At 66.3% G+C, this 21,980-nt stretch carries 10 protein-coding genes; 3 read left to right on the forward strand and 7 right to left on the reverse strand.

The window, feature by feature from the left end; translation table 11 throughout:
• Positions 1-160 precede the first annotated feature (160 nt).
• Positions 161-712, reverse strand: a complete 552-nt coding sequence (locus tag H7I41_RS05605) for a TetR/AcrR family transcriptional regulator (protein ID WP_264011579.1) — start codon at positions 710-712, stop codon at positions 161-163.
• A gap of 533 nt (positions 713-1,245) precedes the next feature.
• Here H7I41_RS05605 and H7I41_RS05610 point away from each other — a divergent pair.
• The 3 genes from H7I41_RS05610 (at position 1,246) to H7I41_RS05620 (ending at position 4,453) form a co-directional block, all read left to right on the forward strand.
• Positions 1,246-2,544, forward strand: a complete 1,299-nt coding sequence (locus tag H7I41_RS05610) for a cytochrome P450 (RefSeq protein WP_264011580.1) — start codon at positions 1,246-1,248, stop codon at positions 2,542-2,544.
• Positions 2,545-2,633: 89 nt separating this feature from the next.
• Positions 2,634-3,557, forward strand: a complete 924-nt coding sequence (locus H7I41_RS05615; RefSeq protein WP_372503683.1) for an SDR family NAD(P)-dependent oxidoreductase — start codon at positions 2,634-2,636, stop codon at positions 3,555-3,557.
• A gap of 5 nt (positions 3,558-3,562) precedes the next feature.
• Positions 3,563-4,453 carry an alpha/beta hydrolase gene (locus H7I41_RS05620; RefSeq protein ID WP_264011582.1) on the forward strand — a complete coding sequence of 297 codons (891 nt, stop codon included), beginning with the start codon at positions 3,563-3,565 and terminating at the stop codon, positions 4,451-4,453.
• Between the two features lie 474 nt (positions 4,454-4,927).
• Here H7I41_RS05620 and H7I41_RS05625 read toward each other — a convergent pair whose 3' ends face one another.
• The 6 genes from H7I41_RS05625 to H7I41_RS05650 form a co-directional block, all read right to left on the reverse strand.
• Positions 4,928-12,082: a cadherin-like domain-containing protein gene (locus tag H7I41_RS05625; RefSeq protein ID WP_264011583.1), complete on the reverse strand. Its 7,155-nt coding sequence runs from the start codon at positions 12,080-12,082 to the stop codon at positions 4,928-4,930.
• 326 nt (positions 12,083-12,408) lie between these two features.
• Positions 12,409-14,328, reverse strand: a complete 1,920-nt coding sequence (locus H7I41_RS05630; protein ID WP_308214587.1) for an MMPL family transporter — start codon at positions 14,326-14,328, stop codon at positions 12,409-12,411.
• Positions 14,329-14,748: 420 nt separating this feature from the next.
• Positions 14,749-15,435 (reverse strand): thioesterase II family protein, encoded by a 687-nt coding sequence (locus tag H7I41_RS05635; protein ID WP_264011584.1) that lies wholly within the window; start codon positions 15,433-15,435, stop codon positions 14,749-14,751.
• A 13-nt stretch (positions 15,436-15,448) separates the two neighbouring features.
• The gene (locus H7I41_RS05640; protein WP_264011585.1) at positions 15,449-19,627 is read right to left on the reverse strand and encodes a type I polyketide synthase; all 4,179 of its coding nucleotides are present in this window, start codon (positions 19,625-19,627) and stop codon (positions 15,449-15,451) included.
• Positions 19,624-21,342, reverse strand: a complete 1,719-nt coding sequence (locus tag H7I41_RS05645; RefSeq protein WP_264011586.1) for a fatty acyl-AMP ligase — start codon at positions 21,340-21,342, stop codon at positions 19,624-19,626. Before H7I41_RS05645 ends, H7I41_RS05640 begins: the two co-directional genes overlap by 4 nt.
• A 184-nt stretch (positions 21,343-21,526) precedes the next feature.
• Positions 21,527-21,793: an acyl carrier protein gene (locus tag H7I41_RS05650; protein ID WP_264011587.1), complete on the reverse strand. Its 267-nt coding sequence runs from the start codon at positions 21,791-21,793 to the stop codon at positions 21,527-21,529.
• Positions 21,794-21,980 lie beyond the last annotated feature (187 nt).

Here is a 21,980-nt window from a genome sequence, read left to right on the forward strand (position 1 = left end):
CGGAACACGCAGCCGTTCGAAGTGGACGGCGCCGTTCCGACCAGCGAAGAAGAGTGAGAATTTGTCCGCCATTTCTCTCACTCCGCGAAAACGGGTTTCGCCGATCACCGACTTGGTCGCAGCAGGCGAAGTCCTTGCGGTCGGGCGTCGCGAGGGAAGGTCAGCGGCGGTCGTCGAAGCATGGGCCGATGAATCGTGCGGCGATCTCGCGCTCGGTGGCCCGGTCTTTGACCGGCCAGTACCACAATGCCAGCGTCGCGCGGATGAGCCACTGGGCGGCCAACGGGTCGCTGCGGCCGATCATCTGTCCCGCGAGGCCTGTCACCACCGGAGAGGCGGTGAGCCATCCGCTGTCGTGGTCTGGGCGGATCGTGCCCATCATCAACGGCCCCAGCGGCTCGGCGCGGATGTGGTCCAAAGCGACGAGGATGGCCGTCACGACGCGTTCGGCGCCGTCGAGGTCAGCGATCGCGTCTCTGACCTGGGCAACGATGCGCATCGACATTTGGTGCACAACGCCTTCCAGGATCGCCGCCTTGCCGCCGACGTTGCGATAGATGGTGGCCTGCGAGCAATGCACCTTCTCGGCCAGCGCGCCGATCGTGAACGCTTCGAATCCTTGTTGGGAGACCAGCTCCGCGGCGGCGGAATAGATGCGTTCGACCGCCTCGGTGCGGCGGTCGGCTCCCACCAGCCAGTCCGTTCGCGCCATCGCACCTCCCTCATTTACGACGATGTCTCGACAATCAGCATTATCACGATGAGAAGTTTCTGCGGCCGGTTTGCACGATAGTGCGAGTTCCGCAGGCCACGACGCGACACAGATGGGTATGCCCCACCCTCGCCCGTTCTCACATTCGGCGATGGATATTGACGGCTCAGACGCTGGCTCGCAGCCTGAACCCATGACGCCGAACCTCCGCCCGCCCCGATCGGGCGCGCCACGACCGTGGCGGCCCGGCAGTCTGAGACGTGGCGGGGCCAGGTCGCGTTGAACTCCACGATGTCGTCCGACGACTATCACCCTGACTTGCGCGCGAGGGCCCGTATCGGCATCGGCGGCCTTAGTTCCGGCGCGGGCGCCTTTCGCGGGTTCGGCACTGTCGTACCAAAAAATTGCAGTCGCACAGACAATTGTTTCGCCGAATACTCTCTCAGCCTTCACAACACCCGCGCGACGCGTGACCCTCCCACCCCTCGCCCTCCAACCCGACGTCTGCCACTCTTCGTGAAAGGCCACCCGAGATGACCGCGACCAACCCCGCCCAAGGCGCCGCGTCCATGCTCAAGCCGCTGACGTCGGCAGTGCGGCTGAACGTCTCGGCAGCGATCCGTATTCGCCGGCTGGGATATCGTGGATGGACCGGCGCCGTCAACACCGCCTATGATCCGCTGGATCCCAACACGGCCGCGCACCCGTTTGCTGCCTACGAGGCGCTGCATCGAGGCGGACGGGTGCACTACAACCCGCGACGGCAAACCTGGATATTGCATCGGCTCGACGATGTGCGCGCCGCCCTGCGTGACACCGATCGAGTAACCAGTAGCCAGGGAGTCACCAGGATCCGGATGGCCGCAGATCTCGTCGTGGTCACCGACGGTGCTGAACACAGCCGTCTCCGCAAGCAAGTCCAGCCGGCTTTTACCAAGCGAGCGTTGGACAGTTGGAATTCCACCGTCGATGACCTGGCTGTGGAGCTCGTCGACGCCATGATCGCCGAGCCTGGCGGCGACGCGGTGCAGACGATGGCTGTGCCGATGCCGCTGCGCGCGATCGCCGCCATCCTGGGCGTCCCGGGTACCGACATCGCCGACTTCAGGCGTTGGTCGGAGGAAAGCGTGCGCCTCATCGACTTCTCGCCCACCCTCAAAGGTGTCGTCAACACCACTCGCGCGTTACGCGCCGCCATGGCACTGCGCCGATACTTCCTCGATCACCTTGCTGCCGGCGAGATGAAGGGATCCACAACGGTTCTGGGACGGCTGCTCGAGCACAGCGACGACGGCAGTCTGACCGACGACCAGCTCTTCTACATCGCGATCCTGCTATTGATCGCTGGAAACGAAACCACCACCAACCTCCTCGGTAGCATGATCGACACCCTGGCGCGGGACCCCGAGCAATACGACGCAATCCGCGCCAATCCCGACCTGATCCCCATGGCCATCGAAGAACAACTCCGCTACAGCAGCCCAATCCAGAACCTGTATCGCTACACCCGGGCTCCCTACGAAGTCGGTGATGTGACGATCCCCGCGGGTTCTCGAATCCTGATGTCGTTCGGTGCCGCGAACAGGGATCCGCTCGTTTTCGACGACCCGCACATATACCGGGTGGACCGTAACCCCCGCATGCATATCGCGTTCGGCTACGGCGCGCACATGTGCGTCGGCGCCCCGTTGGCGCGAATGGAAGCCCATGCTGTCCTGCGCGAGCTCGTCGCTCGCGTCACCCGCATCTCGGCCGACGGACCCACGACGTGGTCGACCAACAGCTCCCTGCGGGGACCTACCCTGTTGCCCGTTACCCTCCACACCCGCTGAGAGGCATCGATCTACTGCTGCCTACGAGCGGAGGGCCCGAAGTGCGCAGAAATACCCAAGTACAAGCGTTCACGAAGCGGGGCATGTCTATGTCGAGGAAGAAGAGTTGGGTCGAGGCGGACGTACCCGACCAGACCGGTCGAGTCGCCGTTGTCACTGGGGCCAATACCGGTCTGGGCTACGACACAGCGCGCGTTTTGGCCCAGCGCGGCGCCAAAGTGGTGCTCGCAGTGCGCAATACCAACAAGGGGGCTGCCGCCCGGGATCGGATTTTGACCACCGCGCCCGGCGCCGAGGTCATGGTCGCGGCTCTCGACCTGGGCTCGTTGCAGTCGGTCCGGGACGCGGCGGCGACCCTCTTGGCGGCCTGTCCACGTATCGACCTGATTGTCAACAATGCCGGCGTGATGATCCCGCCCAAGGAGGTCACCGTCGATGGCTTCGAGTTGCAGTTCGGCACAAACTATCTCGGTCACTTCGCGTTGACCGGGCTGCTGCTCGACCGCCTGATGTCGGTCGACGGGTCGCGGGTCGTGGTCGTCAGCAGTAACGCCCACAAGATGGGCGGTGCGATTCATTTCGACGACCTGCAGTGGGAGCGCAGCTACAAGCGTGGCGCCGCTTACGCGCAGTCGAAGCTTGCGAACTTGATGTTCTGCTATGAGCTACAGGCACGCCTGGCCGCCGCCGGTTCGGCCACGATCGCTGTTGCCGCGCACCCTGGGTTCACCGATTCGGAGTTGATACGTCACGTGTGGAAGCCGGTCGCTCCGTTGATGAGGTGGGCTGGGCCGTGGGTGGGCCAGAGTCCTGCGATGGGAGCGTTACCGCAGCTGCTCGCGGCGACCGGCCCGCAGGTGCGCGGTGGCCAGTACTGGGGGCCGGATGGACCGTTCGAGCTCAGGGGGTACCCGACGTTGGTGAAATCCAGTGCGAGATCGCATGATTTGACTGTACGCAGGCGACTATGGGCTGTTGCAGAGCAACTCACTGGCGTCACGTTCCCGGTCTGATACCGGTGAGTGAACCATTCCACCCCGACCTGCGTGCGCGTGCGCGTGTGCTGCCGCGGGGTGCCTTCAACCGATACACGTTGCCGATTATTCGACCGCTCAGTCGACTGCAGGCGCGGCTGGCTCCACGGGGTGCCGCTGCGGCGGTCCTGTCGAGCGGAGCGACCATTCGGCTGCACCGTCCCTCCCATGGCGGGGACGGGAGTGGTGCGCTGTTGTGGGTTCACGGTGGTGGTTACGTCATCGGGTCGGCGGCCCAGGATGACCGGCTGTGTCAACGTTTTGCCGACCGGCTCGGAGTGCCCGTCGCCGCGGTGGACTACCGCTTGGCGCCAAAACACCCGCATCCCGCGGCGCTGAAGGACTGCTACGACGCGTTGGTGTGGTTGAGTCAGCTTCCCGGCGTCGACCCCACGCGGATCGCGATCGGCGGGGCGAGCGCCGGCGGAGGCCTGGCCGCGGCGCTGGCACTGTGGGCACGCGACCGCGGTGAGCGCGCGCCACTCTTCCAGCTGCTGGTGTACCCCATGCTCGACGACCGCTCCAGCGATCGGCCCGGTATCGACTCTCGGCACCATCGGATGTGGAATGCCAAGACCAACCGGTTGGGATGGGCCGCCTACTTGCGCGACGCCGACGTGAAGGCCGCGGTGCCCGCGCGCCATGACGATCTGTCTGGTCTACCGCCGGCCTGGATCGGAGTCGGTACCCTCGACCCACTCCACGATGAAAACGTCGAGTACGGCCGTCGTCTCGAAGAGGCCGGCGTTGCCTGTACCACCTATGTCGTCACCGGCGCGTTTCACGGGTTCGACATCGTGGCCCGCACCGCCGAGGTGTCGCGTACCTTCTTCGACCGGCAGTGCGAGGCGCTGCTCGCGGCGTTCGCTTCCTGAGGGCGCCGCACGTAGTCAGTGCTTGGTGGCGATTGCGACCATCTCGGCGCGCTCGGTGAACTTGACGCGTGGCCGGCGCAGGAGCGGCCACGTGAATTGCGGTCTGCACGTGATGCGCTGCCGGGAGCACTGCCCACTTTCTGCCCACAGTTGACCATGATCGGCTGTAATCACACGTGATCAGCCATAGCCTATTCCCGCACTTCAGGGAAGAAAAGCGACGCCACCACGGATTGAGGATAGGGTTCAAATCCCTCCGTCACCGCCATAGCCCCGAACCTGTTGATTCAGGTGAGGGGCTGTCCGACGTCACCCGTAGACCGATGGGCTTCTCAAAGCTGCAGCGAGGCGAAGTCACCTGCACCAATCGCATCATCCGCGATCGGCGGTGTTTCCTCGCATCGCCGATCGACTGACGTTGCATCGATCCGGTCGAGCAGCGCCCGTGCATCGCTTCAAGGACAGATGCTCCGGCTAGACCGGGGGTATACCGATCTGGGTACGCCCCAGGTTGGCACCCTCGTGGTAGAGCATCGGGGTCTCACTTGATCCGTTTTGCTGGACGGCCTCGTCTTTGCTCATCACGTCGAGGGTGACCACAACGCCGTCCACCAGGACGGGGGCTACCGTCTTGACAGCTCGCGCACCTCGTGTGGCCGGCTTGCCGGCAACACCCACCGGGTTCAGGTTCTCCAAGCCCCAGAGCGTTAGAGCCGCACCTTCGCCGAGGGACGAAGCGGCTCTACGCCGCGCCTCCTTGCGGTTGAACTCCTCTCGCATGTTATCTTCATCGATTTGCAGTGCGGTGTCGGCAGATTCGGGGATCTCGTTGTTGAAGATGTAACCGCCGACCACGCCCGGAATGCGGGTGTGAAACTGATCCTCCGGGAAAGTGCCAGGCATGAAGGCCATCGCTTCGTAAGTCACGGTGAAGCGGTCCGTTTGGTTGTAGTCCTGCTTCACCGTGATGTCCTCACCCACCCTCATCTTCCTCCAACCGAGGACAATGCGGTCTCCCGATTGAGATCCGGGCGGGTTCAAAAGCGCCAACACATAGACGTCCGGAGAAACCGGCATTCCCGTTTCCGGGTCCGTCTGGAGTGGAGGCGCCTTCACGAGCTTGCGGTTCTGTATCTGATAGTCCCAACCGCGATCACCGGATCCGCAGTCGTAGTTGACACAGGGATCTCCGATGACATCCCGTCCATTCTTCAAGAATGCTGCGAGCGTCGTGACATCGAATGTGCCTACTTGGTGCCAGTCGGACGGATCAATGTAACCCGGTAGAGCGATGAGGTCGTGGGTGCTCACCGGAGGAAAGACGACTTCCTGCGTCGGATAGTTCGCCGGAAGTATGGGCGCCGAGACCGGAATGTAGGACACACCGCCCTGGCTGTCAGCCGCCTTGACGAAGAAATCGACGTAGCCGGCAGTCTTCTGCGCTTGGACATATGTCCGCGCTGCTGCCGAAGGGGTGAATGTGTAGGTGCCATCTGGATTGACCACGACAGTTCCGAGTGGTCCGGTCGTCGAACCGGAGTACTGCATGGTGCTCGTCGGGTCGGAGTCCGGCGGAGCCTGTGTCACGCTACCGGTCACAACGCCCGTGGCGGCGACTGGCCGCTGTTGCGTCACCGACGAGCGCAACGGAGGGACCGACACCTCATCCGACAGACTCACCTGTGTGGTGGGGTTTCCGCCCTGCGCCGACTCTGTCACAGAGGTCAGGATGACTTTGCCGCTATCGCTAATCGACACAGCCGGTGACTGGGCTTGGGAGCCGAGCGCTGCGACTGCGGCAGTACCGGCAACCGTCTTGACCACCGTCACACTGGCAGCGGTGATCGCCCATACCGTGGTGGTTGCCGTGGCTCCGAAGCCCTTCTGTACGGTCACGTAAGCCGTTCCGTTGTTTCCGAATGCGATCGGTCCTACGACAGTGCCCCCGTAGTCGACGACAGTGCCGGTGATGTTGCCGTAGCGGTCGATCCGCGTCACCAGGGCTTCTGAATTGTTGGACACGAGGTAAGCGGTGCCGTCCGGTCCCACCTGAAGGTGACCGGTGCTGGCGTTGATCGGATCGCTGGAGCCTGATGTGAAGAATCCGTCGGTGGATGCGTGAACGACGTAACCATTCGCCGTCTGCACTAGGGCGTACGCCGTGCCGTCGTCGGCGAAAACGAGTTTCTCTTCGCCCGAAAACGACGGTTCGACGTCTACGTAGAACGGCAGCGCTCGCTGGAGTCCCGACGGCGCGACGACAACGAGCGCATCCTGGCCGTTCACCCGCAGATTCAGGTAGATGTTGTTGTCGGTTCCAATGACGTGCGGTACGGAGAAGTCGAATTCGCCGATTTCCACCGTCTTCATCGAGGCGTTCGGTCCCACGATGAGCAACCGATTCACGTCAGCATCGCTGTCCGGATTGAGCACGTAGAGTGTGCCGTCGGCGGCGGCTCCCAATGCCGTTGGCCCGAAGAAGGATGTGAACGATGGGGTGCCGACGACTCCATTCGTGATCACGTAAACACGGTGTTCTTGGGTGCCGAATCTCTCGGTCAGCACATAGGCGGTGCCGTTGGGAGCGACGATGACGTCCTGCGTCGGCGTGAAACCGTCGATACGTCTGGTGGTGAAGCCGCCGGACGACCCGAAGACGAGCACTTCGGTCGCTTCGCCGGAGGGCGTCTGCACCACCGTCGCCAAGTACGCCGTGCCATTCGGTCCGGCCGTGACGTTGCCCGTGGCGCCCCCGACGTGACTGCTCGGAATAGTGAGTGTTCGTGCGTTTCCGTCAGCGTCGATCGCCACTATTCTGGCCGAGGGATTCTGCGCTGTCCCGCTGACCTGCAGCGCCGCGGCACTACCGTCCGGCCCGAAACTCGGGTCCATGTCGATCACGTATGCCGTTGCAGGACCGGCCGTCAGAGAGAGCAATCGGGCCCGTCCGCGATTCTGAGCCGCGTCGAAGTAGGGCACCAAGAGGTAGTCCCGTCCGTTCTCACCGACTACCGCGAACCCGACCTCTGCTGTCACCGTTGTCGCTGTGACATTCCCGGACGCGCTGATGATCCGAACCGTCGCGGTCTTGGCCGCCTCGTCGTAGGTGATTAGGGTGATACCGCCGTCGGTCCGGGTGATCGGCGGTGCGGGCGTCCCAGTGAACGCCGCCGTGGTGGCGATGACCGCGCCGGACGGCTGGTACACCCGCACGACCGTCGAGACGGTGCCGTTGGCCGAAACGGTGACCACCGGCTGGAAGATCCGGCCGGTCGACCCGACGATCGCGTTCCCCAATGGAGATCCGTTGATCGGCGCCGGATTCACTGAGGTCACCGCAGGTGCCACGGACACCTGGACAGTTACCGTCGTCGTCCCGCCGTGGCCGTCGGTGATCGTCACGGCGAAGGTGTCCGTCTTGGCGGCGGCTGGCGCGTTCGGGGCAGCGGCCGCTTCGCGCGCCGCGTCCGTCGGCTTGTACGTGTAGACGCCGGTCGTGGCGTTGAACGTCACGGTGCCACCCTTGGCTGAGGTGCCTGGCGCGCTCATCGTGAGCGCGTCCCCGTCGGTGTCGCCCGACGTCACCGTTCCTGTCACCACGGCCGATGCGTTGGGGTCTGAGGCGGTGAATGACCCTGTGGGAGCGGTGTTCTTGGGATCAATGTCCACGGTGACCGCGAACTGGTGAGTGCCGCCGCGCCCATCACTGACCGAGATGCTCACCGTGTCCTGAGTGACTGTGGTCGTCGCGCCGTCCGCCGAAGCCGCATGGCGGGCCGCAGGCGTCGGCGTGTAGGTCAACGTGCCGTTCGACGTCACGTTGTAGGTGCCCTTGTCAGTGGTCCCGCTACCGCTGTAGGTGAGCGGGTCACCGTTGGGATCGCTCGCGGACACCTTGCCGGTGACCACGCCAGTGGTCGAATTCGGTTGTCCTGTAGGGGTGTACGATCCGCCGGTCGGTGCGGCATTGATGTTGGTGGGAGCGATGCTCACCTTCACGGTGACCGGCGTGACGCCTCCGTGGCCGTCGTCGATGGTGACGGTGAAGGTATCGGTCTTGGACGCCGCTGGTGCTCCGTTCGCCCCGGCGGCTTGCCGTGCTTCTGGAGTGGGCGTGTACGTGAAGCTGCCATTGCCGTTGTGAACGACAGTGCCCTTGGCGGTGGTGGTTGGTGCAGCGAAGGTGAGGGTGTCTTTGTCCCTGTCGGTACCGGTGACCGTCACGATGACGTCGCCGTTCGCGTTCGGCGCCTTGGCGGTGGCCCTGCCGGTGGGCTTCGCGTTCGCGCCGAGGATGTCGACCTCGACTGTGACACTGCCCCATCCGCCGACGCCGTCCTGGACGGTGACTGTGAAGGTGTCCTTGGTGAGCGCCGAACCCGCAGGAGCGCCAGCCGCGGCGTGACGGGCGGCGGCGGTGGGGGTGTAGGTGTAGACGCCGGCCGCCGTCACCTTGACCGTGCCCTTGGCCGTCGTGGCGGGGACGCTGTAGGTGACTTTGTCGCCGTCGAGGTCGGAGCCGGTGATTTTTCCGGTCACTGCGCCGGATGACGTACTGGGTGGATTCGGGACCTCGGCTACTCCGGTGGGAGCACGGTTCCCAGCCGCGACGATCTGTGCGGTCATGGTCACCGTGGAGGTGCCGCCATGGCCATCGCTGACCGTGATGGTGAACGTCTCGGTCTTGGCGGCGGTGCCCCCGGTGCGCACGGCAGCCCGCGCCTGGGGGGTGGGGGTGTAGGTGAACGTGCCATCGGCGTTGACGACCAGGGTGCCCTTGGTCGTGGCGGACGTGCTGTACGTCAATACGTCGCCGTCACCGTCGGTGGGCGTGATCGAACCCGTGACCACTCCGGAGCTGTTGTCGGGCCGTTCAATCGAACCGGATGCCGTGGGTGCGGTGTTCTTTGCCGCGATGGCCACCGAAACCGCCACTGCCTGTGTCGAGCCGTGCCCGTCGTCGACGGTGATGGTGAACGAATCGGTCTTCGCGCCGGTGGGCGTGGCCGCCGCATGGCGGGCATCCGGCGTCGGTGTGTACACGAACTTGCCCTTGGCATCGACAGCGACTGTGCCCCACTGGGGATCACTGGTCTTGGTGTAGGTCACCGCGTCTCTGTCGGCATCGGTCGCGGTCACGCTTCCGCTCACCACGCCGGTGGCGGCCACGGGCTTGCCGACGGTCTGTTTGATCGTCGGGACCTTGTTCGCCGGCTCGATGTTCACCGTCACCGTCTGGGTGACCACGCCGCGGCGGCCGTCGGTCACCGTGACCGTGAAGGAGTCGAATGCCAGATCGCCCGCGTCGTCTGCGGCGGCCACGTGACGCGCTGCCGGTGTCGGGGTGTAGGTATAGGTTCCGTTCGGGTTGACCACCAACTTGCCCCGTGCCGGACCGCTCACCACGGTGTACTTCAGCGTGTCATCGTCGGGATCGGTCACGCCGAAGTCGCCGGTTACCGCTCCGGTCGCGGGCGTGACGACGCCCGGCGTGGGTGTACCGACCTCCGGCTGGGTATTCACTGGCACCAGCGAAACAGCCTGTAGAACACCGTCACTGGTGAAGTACAGTTGCTGGCCGTCGGGTGAGAACTTCGCCTCGGGGAAGTTGATCTCGGTGGTGGCGTTGGTGGGCACCGACCCCATCTGCGTGTAGCCGGCCGCGATGTTGTAGATGTCGATCGCGTTGGTCTGGAAGTTGAGGACCATCAGCATGGTGCCGCTGGGATGCACCACGATCTCGTCGATCGACTCGGGGCTTGTGGTGAAGGAGGTGACAACGGCATTGGTCGCGGCATTGACCACCGAGATGGTTCCGGTGTTGTAATCGCCGATGTAGACCAGCTTGTTGTCCCGGCTGACAGCGACCGCCTCCGGTCGGTCGCCCACGCCGACGATCTGCTTCGCAGTGGATCCCGTCGCCGAGAAGACGAATACGCCTGTCTGGTAGTCGCCCTCGCTCTCTACTTCGGCGATCACGTAGATGTTCTTGCCATCCGGACTGACTGTGATGCCGTAGGGCACCAGACCGACGTTCTTCACCGCTCCGGCGATCTTGTTGGTCGCTGTCGAGATCTTGGTGATCTCGCTGGACACCACGAGACCGTCGTCGTCGTAGACAGTGGTTGTCACGTACAGCGTCTTGCCGTCGGGACTGATTGCCATCAGTTGCGGGGAGCGCTGGCCCAATTGGATCTGCGCGGTCACCTGCCGCGTCGCGGTGTCGATGACCGAGACGGTTCTGGTCGTGGCGCTGGTGACGTAGAGCTTCTTGCCGTCCGGCGTGAGGGCGATACCCATCGGCTCGTCGTCGACGTCGATGTCGGCGAGCCACTGACCAGTGACGGTGTCGATCACCGTCACTGTGCCCGCGTCGGTATTGCTGACGTAGGCGCGGTCGTTGGTGACTGCAAGTCCGTAGGCGCCGTCACCGGTGGCAACGTCGCCGATGTCGGTGATCGACACCGGATCGACGGGGACACTGAGCGTCTTTGCGATCTTGGTGGTCCCGTAGGTGACGGTCACCACGACCGCGACGGTGTCGTCAGGTATGGCCGAGAACCCGGCCAGCACCCGTTGCGCAGCGGTGGGGGTGTAGGTGAATGCACCGGTGGTCTTGTTGATCGTGAAGGTGCCCGATCCCGGTGGCGTCGTCACCGCATAGCTCGGCTTCCGGTTCTGGCCAGTCGGGTCGGCCGCCACCACCGTTCCGGACACCGCACCGGTCAGCGGGTCGATGATCACCGTGCCGAGATTCGGGTCCACAGCGGTGGTGACCAGACTGTTGGTCACCTCCGTGGTTGTGGCGAACGTCGAGATGTTGTTCGTGTCCTGGCCCACCTCGCGCCGCGCCGCGGCCAGTAGAACCCATTCAGCCGGCGAATCCATCGGCGCCTCGGGAGCGTTCTCGCCGAACGGGTTCAACAACCCCGACACCAAGCTGGCCACCGCCCCAGTTGGGGGCTCACCAGCCGGCTGCTCGGCCGGCGGGTTCGCCAGCACTCCGTCATCGAATGCGTGCGTGATCACGGGCGTACCCGCGGCTGCCGGCGGTTGTTCGCTCACCAGTGTGCGCTCGCGGCTCGGAGCGACCGTGACCTCAGCCGTGGAAGCCGCCGCCTGCTCGGGCTTCCCCGCCGGGGTTGCGACGGCCGATGAAGCGATCTCGGCTGGCTTGTCTTTGCGGCGATTGGTCGGCCCTTGCGCCCTCTGATCGCCGACGCTGACTGCCGGATCGCCACCCGTTGCGTCTTCGTTCGGTATCTGGGCTACTTCTTCCTTCCCTTGGTCTTCGTCTTCTAGCTGTGCGTCTCCGCCCTCGGCACCGACCGGGGCACCTTCGCCGGGCTCGTCTGGTTCGCGCGATTCGGACTGGCCGTCGTCCTCGTCTGCGTCCTCGTTGTTGTCGTCGTCCGTTTCCGCGTTGTCGCCCGTTGCTGTTGATGCCTTACCCGTAGATCCGGTTGAGTCATTGCCGGTAGCGGAACTGTCGGTCTTGTTGTCCGCGGACTGGGTATCGCGATCATCGGCCGAAGCCACGCCCGCCGAAGCTGCCACCGCTGTTCCGACACCCAAGGCCACGGCCAGGGCACCCACACGACCGATATAACGCGAGTAGCCCATGGCCATCCCCCCGAATTTCTGCTGATAGTTGGTCTGACGCTACGGCCGGAAGACCTGCTTCGGTATGAGTAAGTCGTTTGCTGAAAGAGGTGGCTTTACTTTTCAACATTCGATTCTTTCGACTGAAAAGAGTTTCATTCCACTTGGCCTGTGTTTCGGCAGGTTCGAGAATTCTCGATGACTCAATAGCCATTTCGGCCCCAGGCTGGTCGGTCTGCAACTTGTCCACGACAGGCACCGTTTGCTCGGAGCCTCGCGTCAAAGTTGCCGATTTTCGCCTGGCTCTCGATCAGGAGCTGAGTTTGATGGCTGGGTGACCGAGAGATGCCCGCTCATCGCGGCGGGCGGTGCACCCTCGGCGCCCGGTGCCGCACCGTGTCGGCTTCCGACCCACCTGCCGGCGGGAGTCGCACGGTGTCCTCGTCGCGTCGGAGCAGGGGTGCATGCTTCGGCGGGAATCGCACGGTGTCCTCGTCGCGTCGAGGTCGCGAAAGCCGGACCGTGTCCGGTTCGGGTGCGCGCACCGCCGGAACCCGCACGGTGTCCTCTTCCTGCACCGGTGGCGCTCCAGCCGGCGCCTCGCTGAAGCCGATGCGCGCGTGCAGCCGCTTCAGCGGCCCGGGCGCCCACCAGTTCAGGTCACCCGCGACGCGCAGGAACGCGGGCACCACGACACCGCGGATCACGGTGGCGTCGATGACGATGGCCAGTGCGGTGCCGATGCCGAACATCTTCATGAACGACAGCCCGTTGGCGAACGACAACAGCGTGATGGTGAGCAACAGCGCTGCGCTACTGATGATCCGGCCCACCCGGGCCAGGCCGACGACGATGGCGTCATTGTTCGACAGCCCCGCGTCACGGGCCTCCTTGATCCGGCTGAGCAGGAAGATCTCGTAGTCGACGGACAGGCTGAACGCGATGCAGCAGAGCAGCACGACCATCGACAGGTTCAGCGGCGCGGGGGTGACCCCGAGCAGCGAGGCCAGATGCCCGTCCTGGAAGACCCAGACCATCGTGCCGAGCACCGCGCTCAGCATCAGCAGGTTCAGCACCAGCGCCTTCAGCGGCACGACGATGCTGCCGGTGAACAGGAAGAGCAGCACGAACGTGGCCAGCGCGATCAACAGGATCGCCGTCGGAAGGCGGTCACCGACCGCGGCGCTGGTGTCGATCAGCGTGGCGGTCGGCCCGCCGACCTGCACCTGACTCTCGACGGCGTCCGACCGGATCGCGTGCACGACCTGCTGCGCGGCGTCTGACTGCGCGTCGACCGACAGGTAGACCAGACCGTAGGCGGCGCCGTTGTTCTCGAAGCCCGGCGCCGCACCGGCGATGCGCTCGCCGCGCTCGTAGGTGCCGCCGGGCGCGACCACCCGCACCACGTCGTCCATCGCCGACGCCGATGCGGCCAGCTCATCGAGTGCACGAATGTCGTTGCGGGCCAGCAGTGTGACCGCCTGTGAGCTGTCCGCCGCGAAATCCGTCTGCAGCGATTCGGCCACCAGCCGGGCATCGGAATCGGCAGGCAGTGCGCGTTCGTCGGGCATGGCGAGTTGGACGCCGAGGAAGGGAATGCCGAGCAGCAGCAGCACCGCGATCACTGGGAGTGCGCACTGCAGCGGCCTTTTCGTCACTGCCTCGGCGCATCGCCGCCAGAATGCCGACTCCGCCGAGAGCGGGACTTTCCGCCGGATCACCGCGAGTGAGTCGATGCGTCTCCCGAGCAGGGCCAGCAGCGCAGGCAACACGACGATCGCACTGAGTGCCGAGAGGATCACGACGGCACTCGCGGTGAGTGCGGTCGACCGCAGGAAGTAGAGCGGGAACACCAGCAGCCCCGACATGGCGAGGGTGACGGTCGCGGCGCTGAAGATGATCGTCCGGCCCGCTGTGGTGACCGTGGCGACGATGGCCGCCTCGTGGTCCCTGCCCAGTGCGCGTTCCTCGCGGAACCGCGACACCATCAGCAGGCCGAAGTCGATGGACAATCCGAGCCCGAATGCCGTTGCGACGGTGAGCGCGTGCACCGACACGTCGGTGACGGTGACCATGATCGCCAGCACCAGCAGCGTCATGACGATCGATGTGATGCCGATGGCGAGGGGGAGGAAGGCGGCGACGAGGCCGCCGAAGACGATCACCAGCACGGCGAGCAGGATGGGTAGCGCGATGCTCTCGCTGACGACGAGGTCCTTGCTGACCCGGTCCTCGATCTCCACCGACACACCCAGCGGGCCGCCCGCACGCACGTCGACCGCGGCGTCGTCGGGGGGCAGCCCGTCGATGATCCGGATCGCAGTCTTGGTGCACGTCGTCGGTGGTGCCGCCGACGTGCACCAGGATGGCGGACGGCCGGCTCAACGAGCCGACCACCTTCGCCGTCGGTTCGGTCTCGACGACTTGTCGCACCCGGTCGGCGGCCGCCGCGACCTCGGGACTGTCCACGGCGCCGTCCTGGTTGACCAACTCCAGCACCAGGTTCGGTGTCGTGGGGAAGTTCTGGTCGAGGAACTCGGCGACCTGTGACGACTCCGCGGCGGGGTCGACGAACCCGCCGACGCCGAGCTTCTGGGACACGGTCGCGCCGAAGACGAGGCTGACGCCGAGCAGAGCGAGGACGGCCAGCAGGATCAGCTTCGGCCGCCGCACCGTGAGAAGGGCCAGCCGGGTCAGCATGTCCGGCTCACCGCCGGGAGCCTGGCCAGCAGCGGCAGCAGTGCGGTGAACAGCGGCGGTCCGTCTTCGAGATAGAAGTGGCCGCCGCGCAGCATGTGCACGGAGCACGCCCCCGTGGTGCGTGAACTCCACTCCTGCAGATCGGATTCCGTGACCAGCGGGTCGTCGCTGCCGCCGAAGGCGTGGATGGGGCACGTGAGCACCACGGGTCGGCTCCCGTCGTCGGTGCTGCACAGCCGCAGGTCGATTCGAGCCGCTCTCACGGCACCGTCCCGCAGGGCGGGCCATTCGGCGATCTCCGGCGGGATGCCGCCGAGGTCGGAGAGCAGCGCCGTCATCTGGTGATCGTCGAGGTGGTGGGGGATCGGTGGCGGCAGGTGCGGGGGAGGGAAGGAGGACACCACGAGTGCACGCGGCATCGGGGCGCCCGACGCGGCGCGCACACAGGTCAACCGGTAGGCCAGCAGGGCCCCGAAGCTGTGGCCGAAGAACGCATGAGGGCCGTCGAGCGCAGGCCGCAGTTGATCGTCGAGGTGGTCGACGAGTTGGCTCAGCGTGGCGAATCGCTCGCGGTTGTGCACCTCGACCGCGACGACGTCGACCGCCGGGCCCAGCGCCTTGTTCCAGCCGTTGAACATCGCCCCGGCGCCGCCGGCGTGATGGAAGCAGAACAACCGCATCGTGACACCCGCCTCAGTGGGCTTCCGTGAGGAACGCGAGCTCCTCGGCGAGCGCTTTCACCGTGTACCGGATCTGCTCGTCGGAATGGCAGCTGGTGACGAAGAAGCGCAGTCGCGCTTTGTCCTCCGGCACGGCCGGGTAGATGATCGGGTTGGCGTTGATGCCGCGGCCCAGCAGCGCGTTGGACAGCTTCAGCGCGGTGGCCGAGCTGCCCACGATGCAGGGGACGACGGGTGTGCCCGCGCTGTCGCCGGTGTCGAGGCCGGCTTCCCGGGCGAGCGTGAGGAACAATGCGGACAGCTCGTGCAGCCGGCGCAGGTGCTCGGGCTCGCTGCGCATGATGCGGATCGCGGCGAGTGAGGCCGCCGCGGTCGGCGGTGGCATGCCGACGCTGTAGACGAAGCCCGGCGTCGTGTACTTGAGGAACTCGATCAGCTCCCGGCTACCGCCGACGTAGCCGCCGCAGCCGGCCAGCGACTTCGACATCGTGCCGGACCACAGCTCGACGTCGGTGCGGTCGACGCCGAAGTGTTCGCCGATGCCACCACCGGTCTCGCCGAGCACGCCGATGCTGTGCGCCTCGTCGATCATGAGCAGCGCCTGGTGCCTGCGCTTGACGTCGATGAAGGCGGGCAGGTCCGGGATGTCGCCGTCCTGGCTGTAGACGCCCTCGATGATCACCAGCACCCTGCGGTACTGGTGACGGATGCCGGTGAGCAGCTCGTCGAGCGCGGCGTGGTCGTTGTGCGGGAACGGCCGGCGGGTGGCCCCCGACAGGATGCAGCCCTGCATGATGCTGTCGTGCGCGAGGCTGTCGTGGATCACCAGGTCGCCCTGGCCGAGCAGGTGCCCGATGACCGTGACGTTGGTGGCGTGGCCACTGACGAGAGCGATCGCGTCCTCGGTCCCGAGCAGTTCGGCCAGTGCGAGCTCCAGTTCGCGGTGCACGGGCTTCTCACCCGAGATCGGCCGCGACGCAGAGCACGAGCTGCCCCAACGGCGCACCGCGTCAGACACCGCCTCGGCCACCGCGGGGTGGCCCGACATCCCCAGGTAGTTGTAGCTGGAGAAGTTGATCACCTCGGCACCGTCGATGATCGAGGTGTCACGGGTGACGCCGTCGTTGACCCTGAAGTAGGGGTTGTCGACGCCGATGGCCGCGCCGAAGGCGAATCGCTCGGCCAGCGCCTTCACCTCGTCGAACTCCGCGATCCGGAACTGCGGGCGGACGGCCGGCGCCGCTGCGGGTGCCGTTGTCGGAGAGGGGGTTTCCTGCCCGCCTGCCATGCTGATCACATCGGCGAGTGTGGTGGCCGGGCCGAAGCCGGCCGGGTCGATGGCGACGCCGGGGAGCTTTCTCGCCAGGCCGCCGAAGACGTCGGCCACCATGATCGAGTCGAACCCGAGGTCGCCGACGATGGTCTGCGCGCTGCGGAGATCCTGCTCGGGGAATCCGCTGACCCGCGCGATCTCGGAGCGCACGATCGCCGTCGTGTCAACGGCCGGGTTCGCCTGCGGCGCAATCGCGGTCGACGCGGGAGCCGGTGCCCTGCCCTGACCGTACGCGGCGAGCACGGCCGCCTGCTCGCGGAACAGCGCGATGAGATCGTCCATCGTCGAATCCTTCGTTGAGACATTCGCCGGCCCGGCGGCTGCCGCAGTCGGTTCGGTGAACCAGAACCGGTTGGCGGTGCTGAACGAGTAGCCGCTGAGCCGGTGAACGGCCCGGGCCTCCGGCGGGTACAACAGGTCCCACTCGGGGTCGAGTCCGTCGCGGTACAGCGCGGCGACGGCTCGGGTGAGGTCGGTGCCGACGGCCAGAGCGGGTGGCGCACCCTGGTGCGCTCGCGTGATCATCTGCGCTAGCGTGCGTTTGGCGCCGAACTCGACGAGATGCGTCGGCTCGGCCTTCATCGCCTCCGCTACCGCGTCGGCGAACCGCACGGTGGCCCGGATGTGGGCGGTCCAGTACGCGGCGTCCATCGGTTCGTCATCGCTGAGCAGCCGGCCGTGCAGAGTGGAGAAGACCGGCACGGCGGGCAGTCCGTAGGAGCACGATGCGGCGACGGCGGCGAACTCGGTGGTCATCGGGTCCATCAGCCGCGAGTGGAACGCGTGCGAGACGTTGAGCCGGCGCACGGTGATCCCGGCTGCTTCCAGGCTGTTCGCGGCGTCGTCGATCGCGTCCGTCGCACCGGACAGCACGATCTCGCCGGTGCCGTTCACCGCGGCGAGGTCGAGGGGAAAGTGGTCCGCAAGCTCGACGATGGTGCCCGCGTCGGCGCGCACGGCGAGCATGCCGCCGCCGGGCGGTAGCTGCTGCATGAGACGGCCGCGTGCGGCGATCAGGCGGCACGCGTCGTCGAGGCTGAACACCTCGGCCACGGCGGCCGCCGTGTACTCGCCGATGCTGTGCCCGAGCAGCCAGGCCGGGTCGGCGCCGAGCCGGCGCAGCGCCTGGGCCTGCGCGTACTGCAGCGCGAAGATCGCGGGCTGGGCGAACTCGGTGCGATCGATGCCCGTGTCGTCCATGACGTCGCGGATGGAGGACCCGAGATGCGGGGTCATCGCCGCGTCGACCTCGTCGAAGGCGTCCCGGAACACCGTGCTGGTCTCGTAGAGAGCCGTCGCCATGCCGGGGTACTGGGTGCCCTGGCCGCTGAACAGCCAGCCGGTCGACATGCCGCCTGCGGTGCCCGTGGCGTACTCCCCGCGCAGCGCTGCGACGGCCTCGGCACGGTCGCCGGCGACGATCGCCAGCCGTACCCTGCCGGAGGCCTTGATGCGGTTGGTCGACCAGCACAGCTGCACCAGTGGAGCGTCGCTGTCCTCGATGTCGCGGGCCAGCAGTGATGCGTTGCGGCGCAGATCTTCTGCCGAGCCCGCCGAGAGGGTGAGCACTCCGGGGCCGGTCGCCGCAGGCGCAGGCTCGGCCGGCGGCGCGCCGGCGAGGACCATGTGACAGTTCGTGCCGCCGATGCCGAAGCTGGAGACCCCGGCGATCGCGGTGCCCGGCGCCAGTTCCATCGGCTCGGCCAGCATCCGCAGGCCGCCGTCGGCGAGCCGCAGTTGTGCGTTCTCGGAGTCCGCGAAGCGCGACGGCGGCACCACTCGATGGTGCAGGCTGAGAACCACTTTCAGCAGGCCGGCGATACCGGCTGCGCCCTCGGTGTGGCCCAGGTTGCCCTTGATCGACCCGACGGCGCAGGGCGTGTCGCGGCGTGAACGGTGAGCGTGTGCAAGCGCTTTCGCCTCGATCATGTCGCCGAGCAGGGTCCCGGTGCCGTGCGCTTCGATGAAGTCGATCTGCTCGGGTTGGATCCCCGCGGCGCGGTAGGCCGCCGCGGCGACCTGCTGCTGCGCCCAGCGGTTCGGCGCGGTGATGCCGTTGCTGCGGCCGTCGCTGTTCACCGCGCTGCCCTTGATCACGGCGTAGATCGGCAGCCCGGCGGCGAGCGCATCGGAGCACCGGCGCAGGACGACGACGGCGACGCCCTCACCCCGGCCGATGCCGTCTGCCTTGCCGCTGAACGGTTTACAGCGGCCGTCCGGCGCCGCCAGGCCGGCCTTCGTGTAGAAGACGTTCAGGGCGGGCGTGAGGCTGAGGTTAACACCGCAGGCGATCGCCTGATTGCACTCGCCTGCGCGCAGCGACTGGACGGCCAGATGCGCTGCGACCAGTGACGACGAACATGCGGTGTCCACGGCGAGGCTCGGGCCCTTGAGGTCCAACTGGTAGGACAGCCGGTTCGCGGTCATGAAGTAGCCGTTGCCGGTGCCGTCCTGCGCGCTGATGGTGCGGTAGTCGCTCATGTGCAGATGAGCCCATTCGTTGGCCATCACGCCCACGAACACCCCGGTGTCGGAACCGGCCTGCCCCCGAGGGTCGAGGGTGGCGTTCTCCAGCGCGCGCCACGTCGTCTGCAGCAGCAGCCGCTGCTGCGGGTCCATCGCCTCCGCCTCGCGCGGCGCGATGCCGAAGAAGTCGTTGTCGAACGCATCGGCGTCATCGATCAGGCCGCCGGCCCGGTGGTTGACGACGCCGTCGTCGAGCAGTCCCGCGGCGTCCCACCGCTCGGCCGGGATCTCGTCGATGCCGTCCGCGCCGTCGAGCAGCAGCCGCCACAGTGCGCCGGGGTCCGCTGCCTTGGGGAAGCGGCAGTCGAGGCCGACGACGGCGATGTCGGTCATCGCGGGCGCTCCTCGTAGACGATGTCGGTGAGTTCGCCCTTCAGGAAGGCCTCCCGCATCGATGCGCGCTGCACCTTCCCGCTGGTGGTGAGGTGGATACCGCCGCGTTCGACGAACACCACGCCGGGCGCGGGGATCTCGAAGCCTCTTGCCACGGCGGCTCTGACGGCGGCGGCGAGTTCGGCGCAGCTCGTGTCGCCCAGCAGCTCGGTCTTGACGGCCTGGATCAGCACCAGGCGTTCGGCGTCGTCGACGTCGACCGATACCGCGCACCCCCGTGATCCGGCGACGGCCGGGTGCACGTCCTGGACGAATTCCTCGATGTCCTGCGGGTAGAGGTTGCGGCCGTTGGCGATCAGCAGGTCCTTGAGGCGCCCGGTGACGAAGAGCTCGCCGTCGTGCAGCAGCCCGAGGTCGCCGGTACGCAGGTACGGCCCCTCGCCGTCGGCGGTCTCGGCGCGGAACTGCTCGGCCGTCTGCACGGGACGGCGGTGGTAGCCGCTGGCGACGCTGCGGCTGCGCAGCCAGATCTCGCCGACGGCGTCCTCGGGCAGCGGATGCGAGGTCTCGGGATCGACGATCCGCACCTCGACGCCCGGCGCAGGCGGGCCGGAGCTCACCAGGGCGACCGCACGGCCCATTGCGGGTACGTACCGGTGCTGTTCGAGGGCGTCGACGTCCGCGTCGAGGTGACGCGGGCCGTCGCTGCTGAACGTGGCCATCAACGTCACCTCGGCCATGCCGTACGCGGGGCGCATCGCCGCATGCGCGAAACCGGCCGGGGCGAGCAGGTCGGTGATCCGCTCGATGGTGCGGCGCCGAACGGGCTCGGCACCGTTGAGCGCGACCTCCCAGCACGACAGGTCGAGGCCGGTGAGCTGCTCCGGTGTGACCCGGCGCGAGATCAGGTCATAGGCGAAGTTAGGTGCGGCGGTCATCGTTCCGCGGTGATCGCTGATCGCCTTCAGCAGCCGGACGGGTTGTTTGAGGAACGCCAGCGGCGACATCGTCACCAGGTCCGCGCCGTTGAAGAACGCCAGCATCTGACCCATCAGCCCCATGTCGTGCCAGTGCGGGATCCAGCCGACCATCACCGACGCCGTGTGTGCTCGGACGGCTTGGGTCATCACGGTCTCGTTGTGCACCACGTTGCCGTGGGTGACGGCGACGCCCTTCGGGTCGCCGGTCGAACCGGACGTGTACTGGAGGAACGCGACGGTGTCGGCGGTGAGGTCCGGCATCGTCCACGAGTCCGCATCGGCGAGCGGCCGGTCATCGGTGGCCACGCACCGCAGCGGGCCGGCCAGATCGAGTCCTTCGATTCCGGCGGCGAAAAGCCCGCGCAGGCTCTCCGTGGTCAAGGCCAGCCCGCTGTCCGCGTCGCGAAGAATCCCCGCGACCCGCTTCATGCTCCGCTGATCGACGGGCAGGGGCGTGGGTATCGCGATCGTCCCCGCGTAGAGGCAGCCGAGGAACGCCCGCCAGAAGGCGATGCCCGGTTCGAACAGCAGCAGTACGGGCCGCTCGGCCTCCGGTTGTGAACTCAGCCAGGCGGCGAGTTCGCGCGCATCACGGTCCAGATCGGCGTAAGCCGTGACCTCGGGGACGAGATGTCGTCCGGACTCGTTGAGGAAGGTGAAACAGCGGTCATCGGGATGGGCCTCGAACTGCGACCGCAGTTGCGAGACGAGATCCGTGCTGTGCGACGTCCTCATACGGCTCCTGCGGGGTGAGCCAGAATCAGCAAACCAGTGCAGTGACGATGATCGTCGCTGAAACACGGTTCCACAACCCCGATTGCTGGACTGATGCAGGAAACGCGGTTTGCGGCGGAGTCAATTTCGGCAAATATCTTGCCGTTGTCAACGACCGGACGGGCACCGCGGACGGTGTCGCGCTCTAGGCCACCTGCTGCTGTTGCGCGGCGACGGCGCTGCCGATGAAATCGGCGATGTGGGACAGCGTGGGGTAGTCGAAGATCATCGTCGGATCGACGTCGATGTCGAAGTGCAGTTCGACGTCACCCACCAGGCTGATCGCGTGCACCGAGTCGACTCCCATCTCGGCGAGCGGAACCATGGGGCTGATGGTGGTCACCGGCACCTCCAGGTAGGACGCGAGTCGAGCGGTGAGCCAGTGGAGGATCGGGCGGCGGTTCGTGGTCATCTCGGACTCCTCAGGTCGTCTGGATGGGCTTGAGGTCAATGGTCTTCGCGCGGCGCTTCTTCGGTAATCGCGCGGAAGCCAGAGTTCTGTCCTCGACGGGAAGGCTTTTCTAGCCGTCGGGTAAGGACCGTGGGGAGGCATCCGGTCTGGGCGGTTTCTCCGGGTCTGCGCACGCTGCCGCCGGTTC

Origin of the sequence: [Mycobacterium] manitobense (assembly GCF_025821665.1) — a bacterium.
Lineage (GTDB): Bacteria > Actinomycetota > Actinomycetes > Mycobacteriales > Mycobacteriaceae > Mycobacterium > Mycobacterium arseniciresistens.

Bases quoted from the DNA above. Each gene is read 5' to 3' on its own strand.
- H7I41_RS05605 (WP_264011579.1), bottom strand. From the start codon at position 712: ATGGCGCGAACGGACTGGCTGGTGGGAGCCGACCGCCGCACCGAGGCG.
- H7I41_RS05610 (WP_264011580.1), top strand. From the start codon at position 1,246: ATGACCGCGACCAACCCCGCCCAAGGCGCCGCGTCCATGCTCAAGCCG.
- H7I41_RS05615 (WP_372503683.1), top strand. From the start codon at position 2,634: ATGTCGAGGAAGAAGAGTTGGGTCGAGGCGGACGTACCCGACCAGACC.
- H7I41_RS05625 (WP_264011583.1), bottom strand. From the start codon at position 12,082: ATGGCCATGGGCTACTCGCGTTATATCGGTCGTGTGGGTGCCCTGGCC.
- H7I41_RS05635 (WP_264011584.1), bottom strand. From the start codon at position 15,435: ATGCGGTTGTTCTGCTTCCATCACGCCGGCGGCGCCGGGGCGATGTTC.
- H7I41_RS05640 (WP_264011585.1), bottom strand. From the start codon at position 19,627: ATGACCGACATCGCCGTCGTCGGCCTCGACTGCCGCTTCCCCAAGGCA.
- H7I41_RS05645 (WP_264011586.1), bottom strand. From the start codon at position 21,342: ATGAGGACGTCGCACAGCACGGATCTCGTCTCGCAACTGCGGTCGCAG.
- H7I41_RS05650 (WP_264011587.1), bottom strand. From the start codon at position 21,793: ATGACCACGAACCGCCGCCCGATCCTCCACTGGCTCACCGCTCGACTC.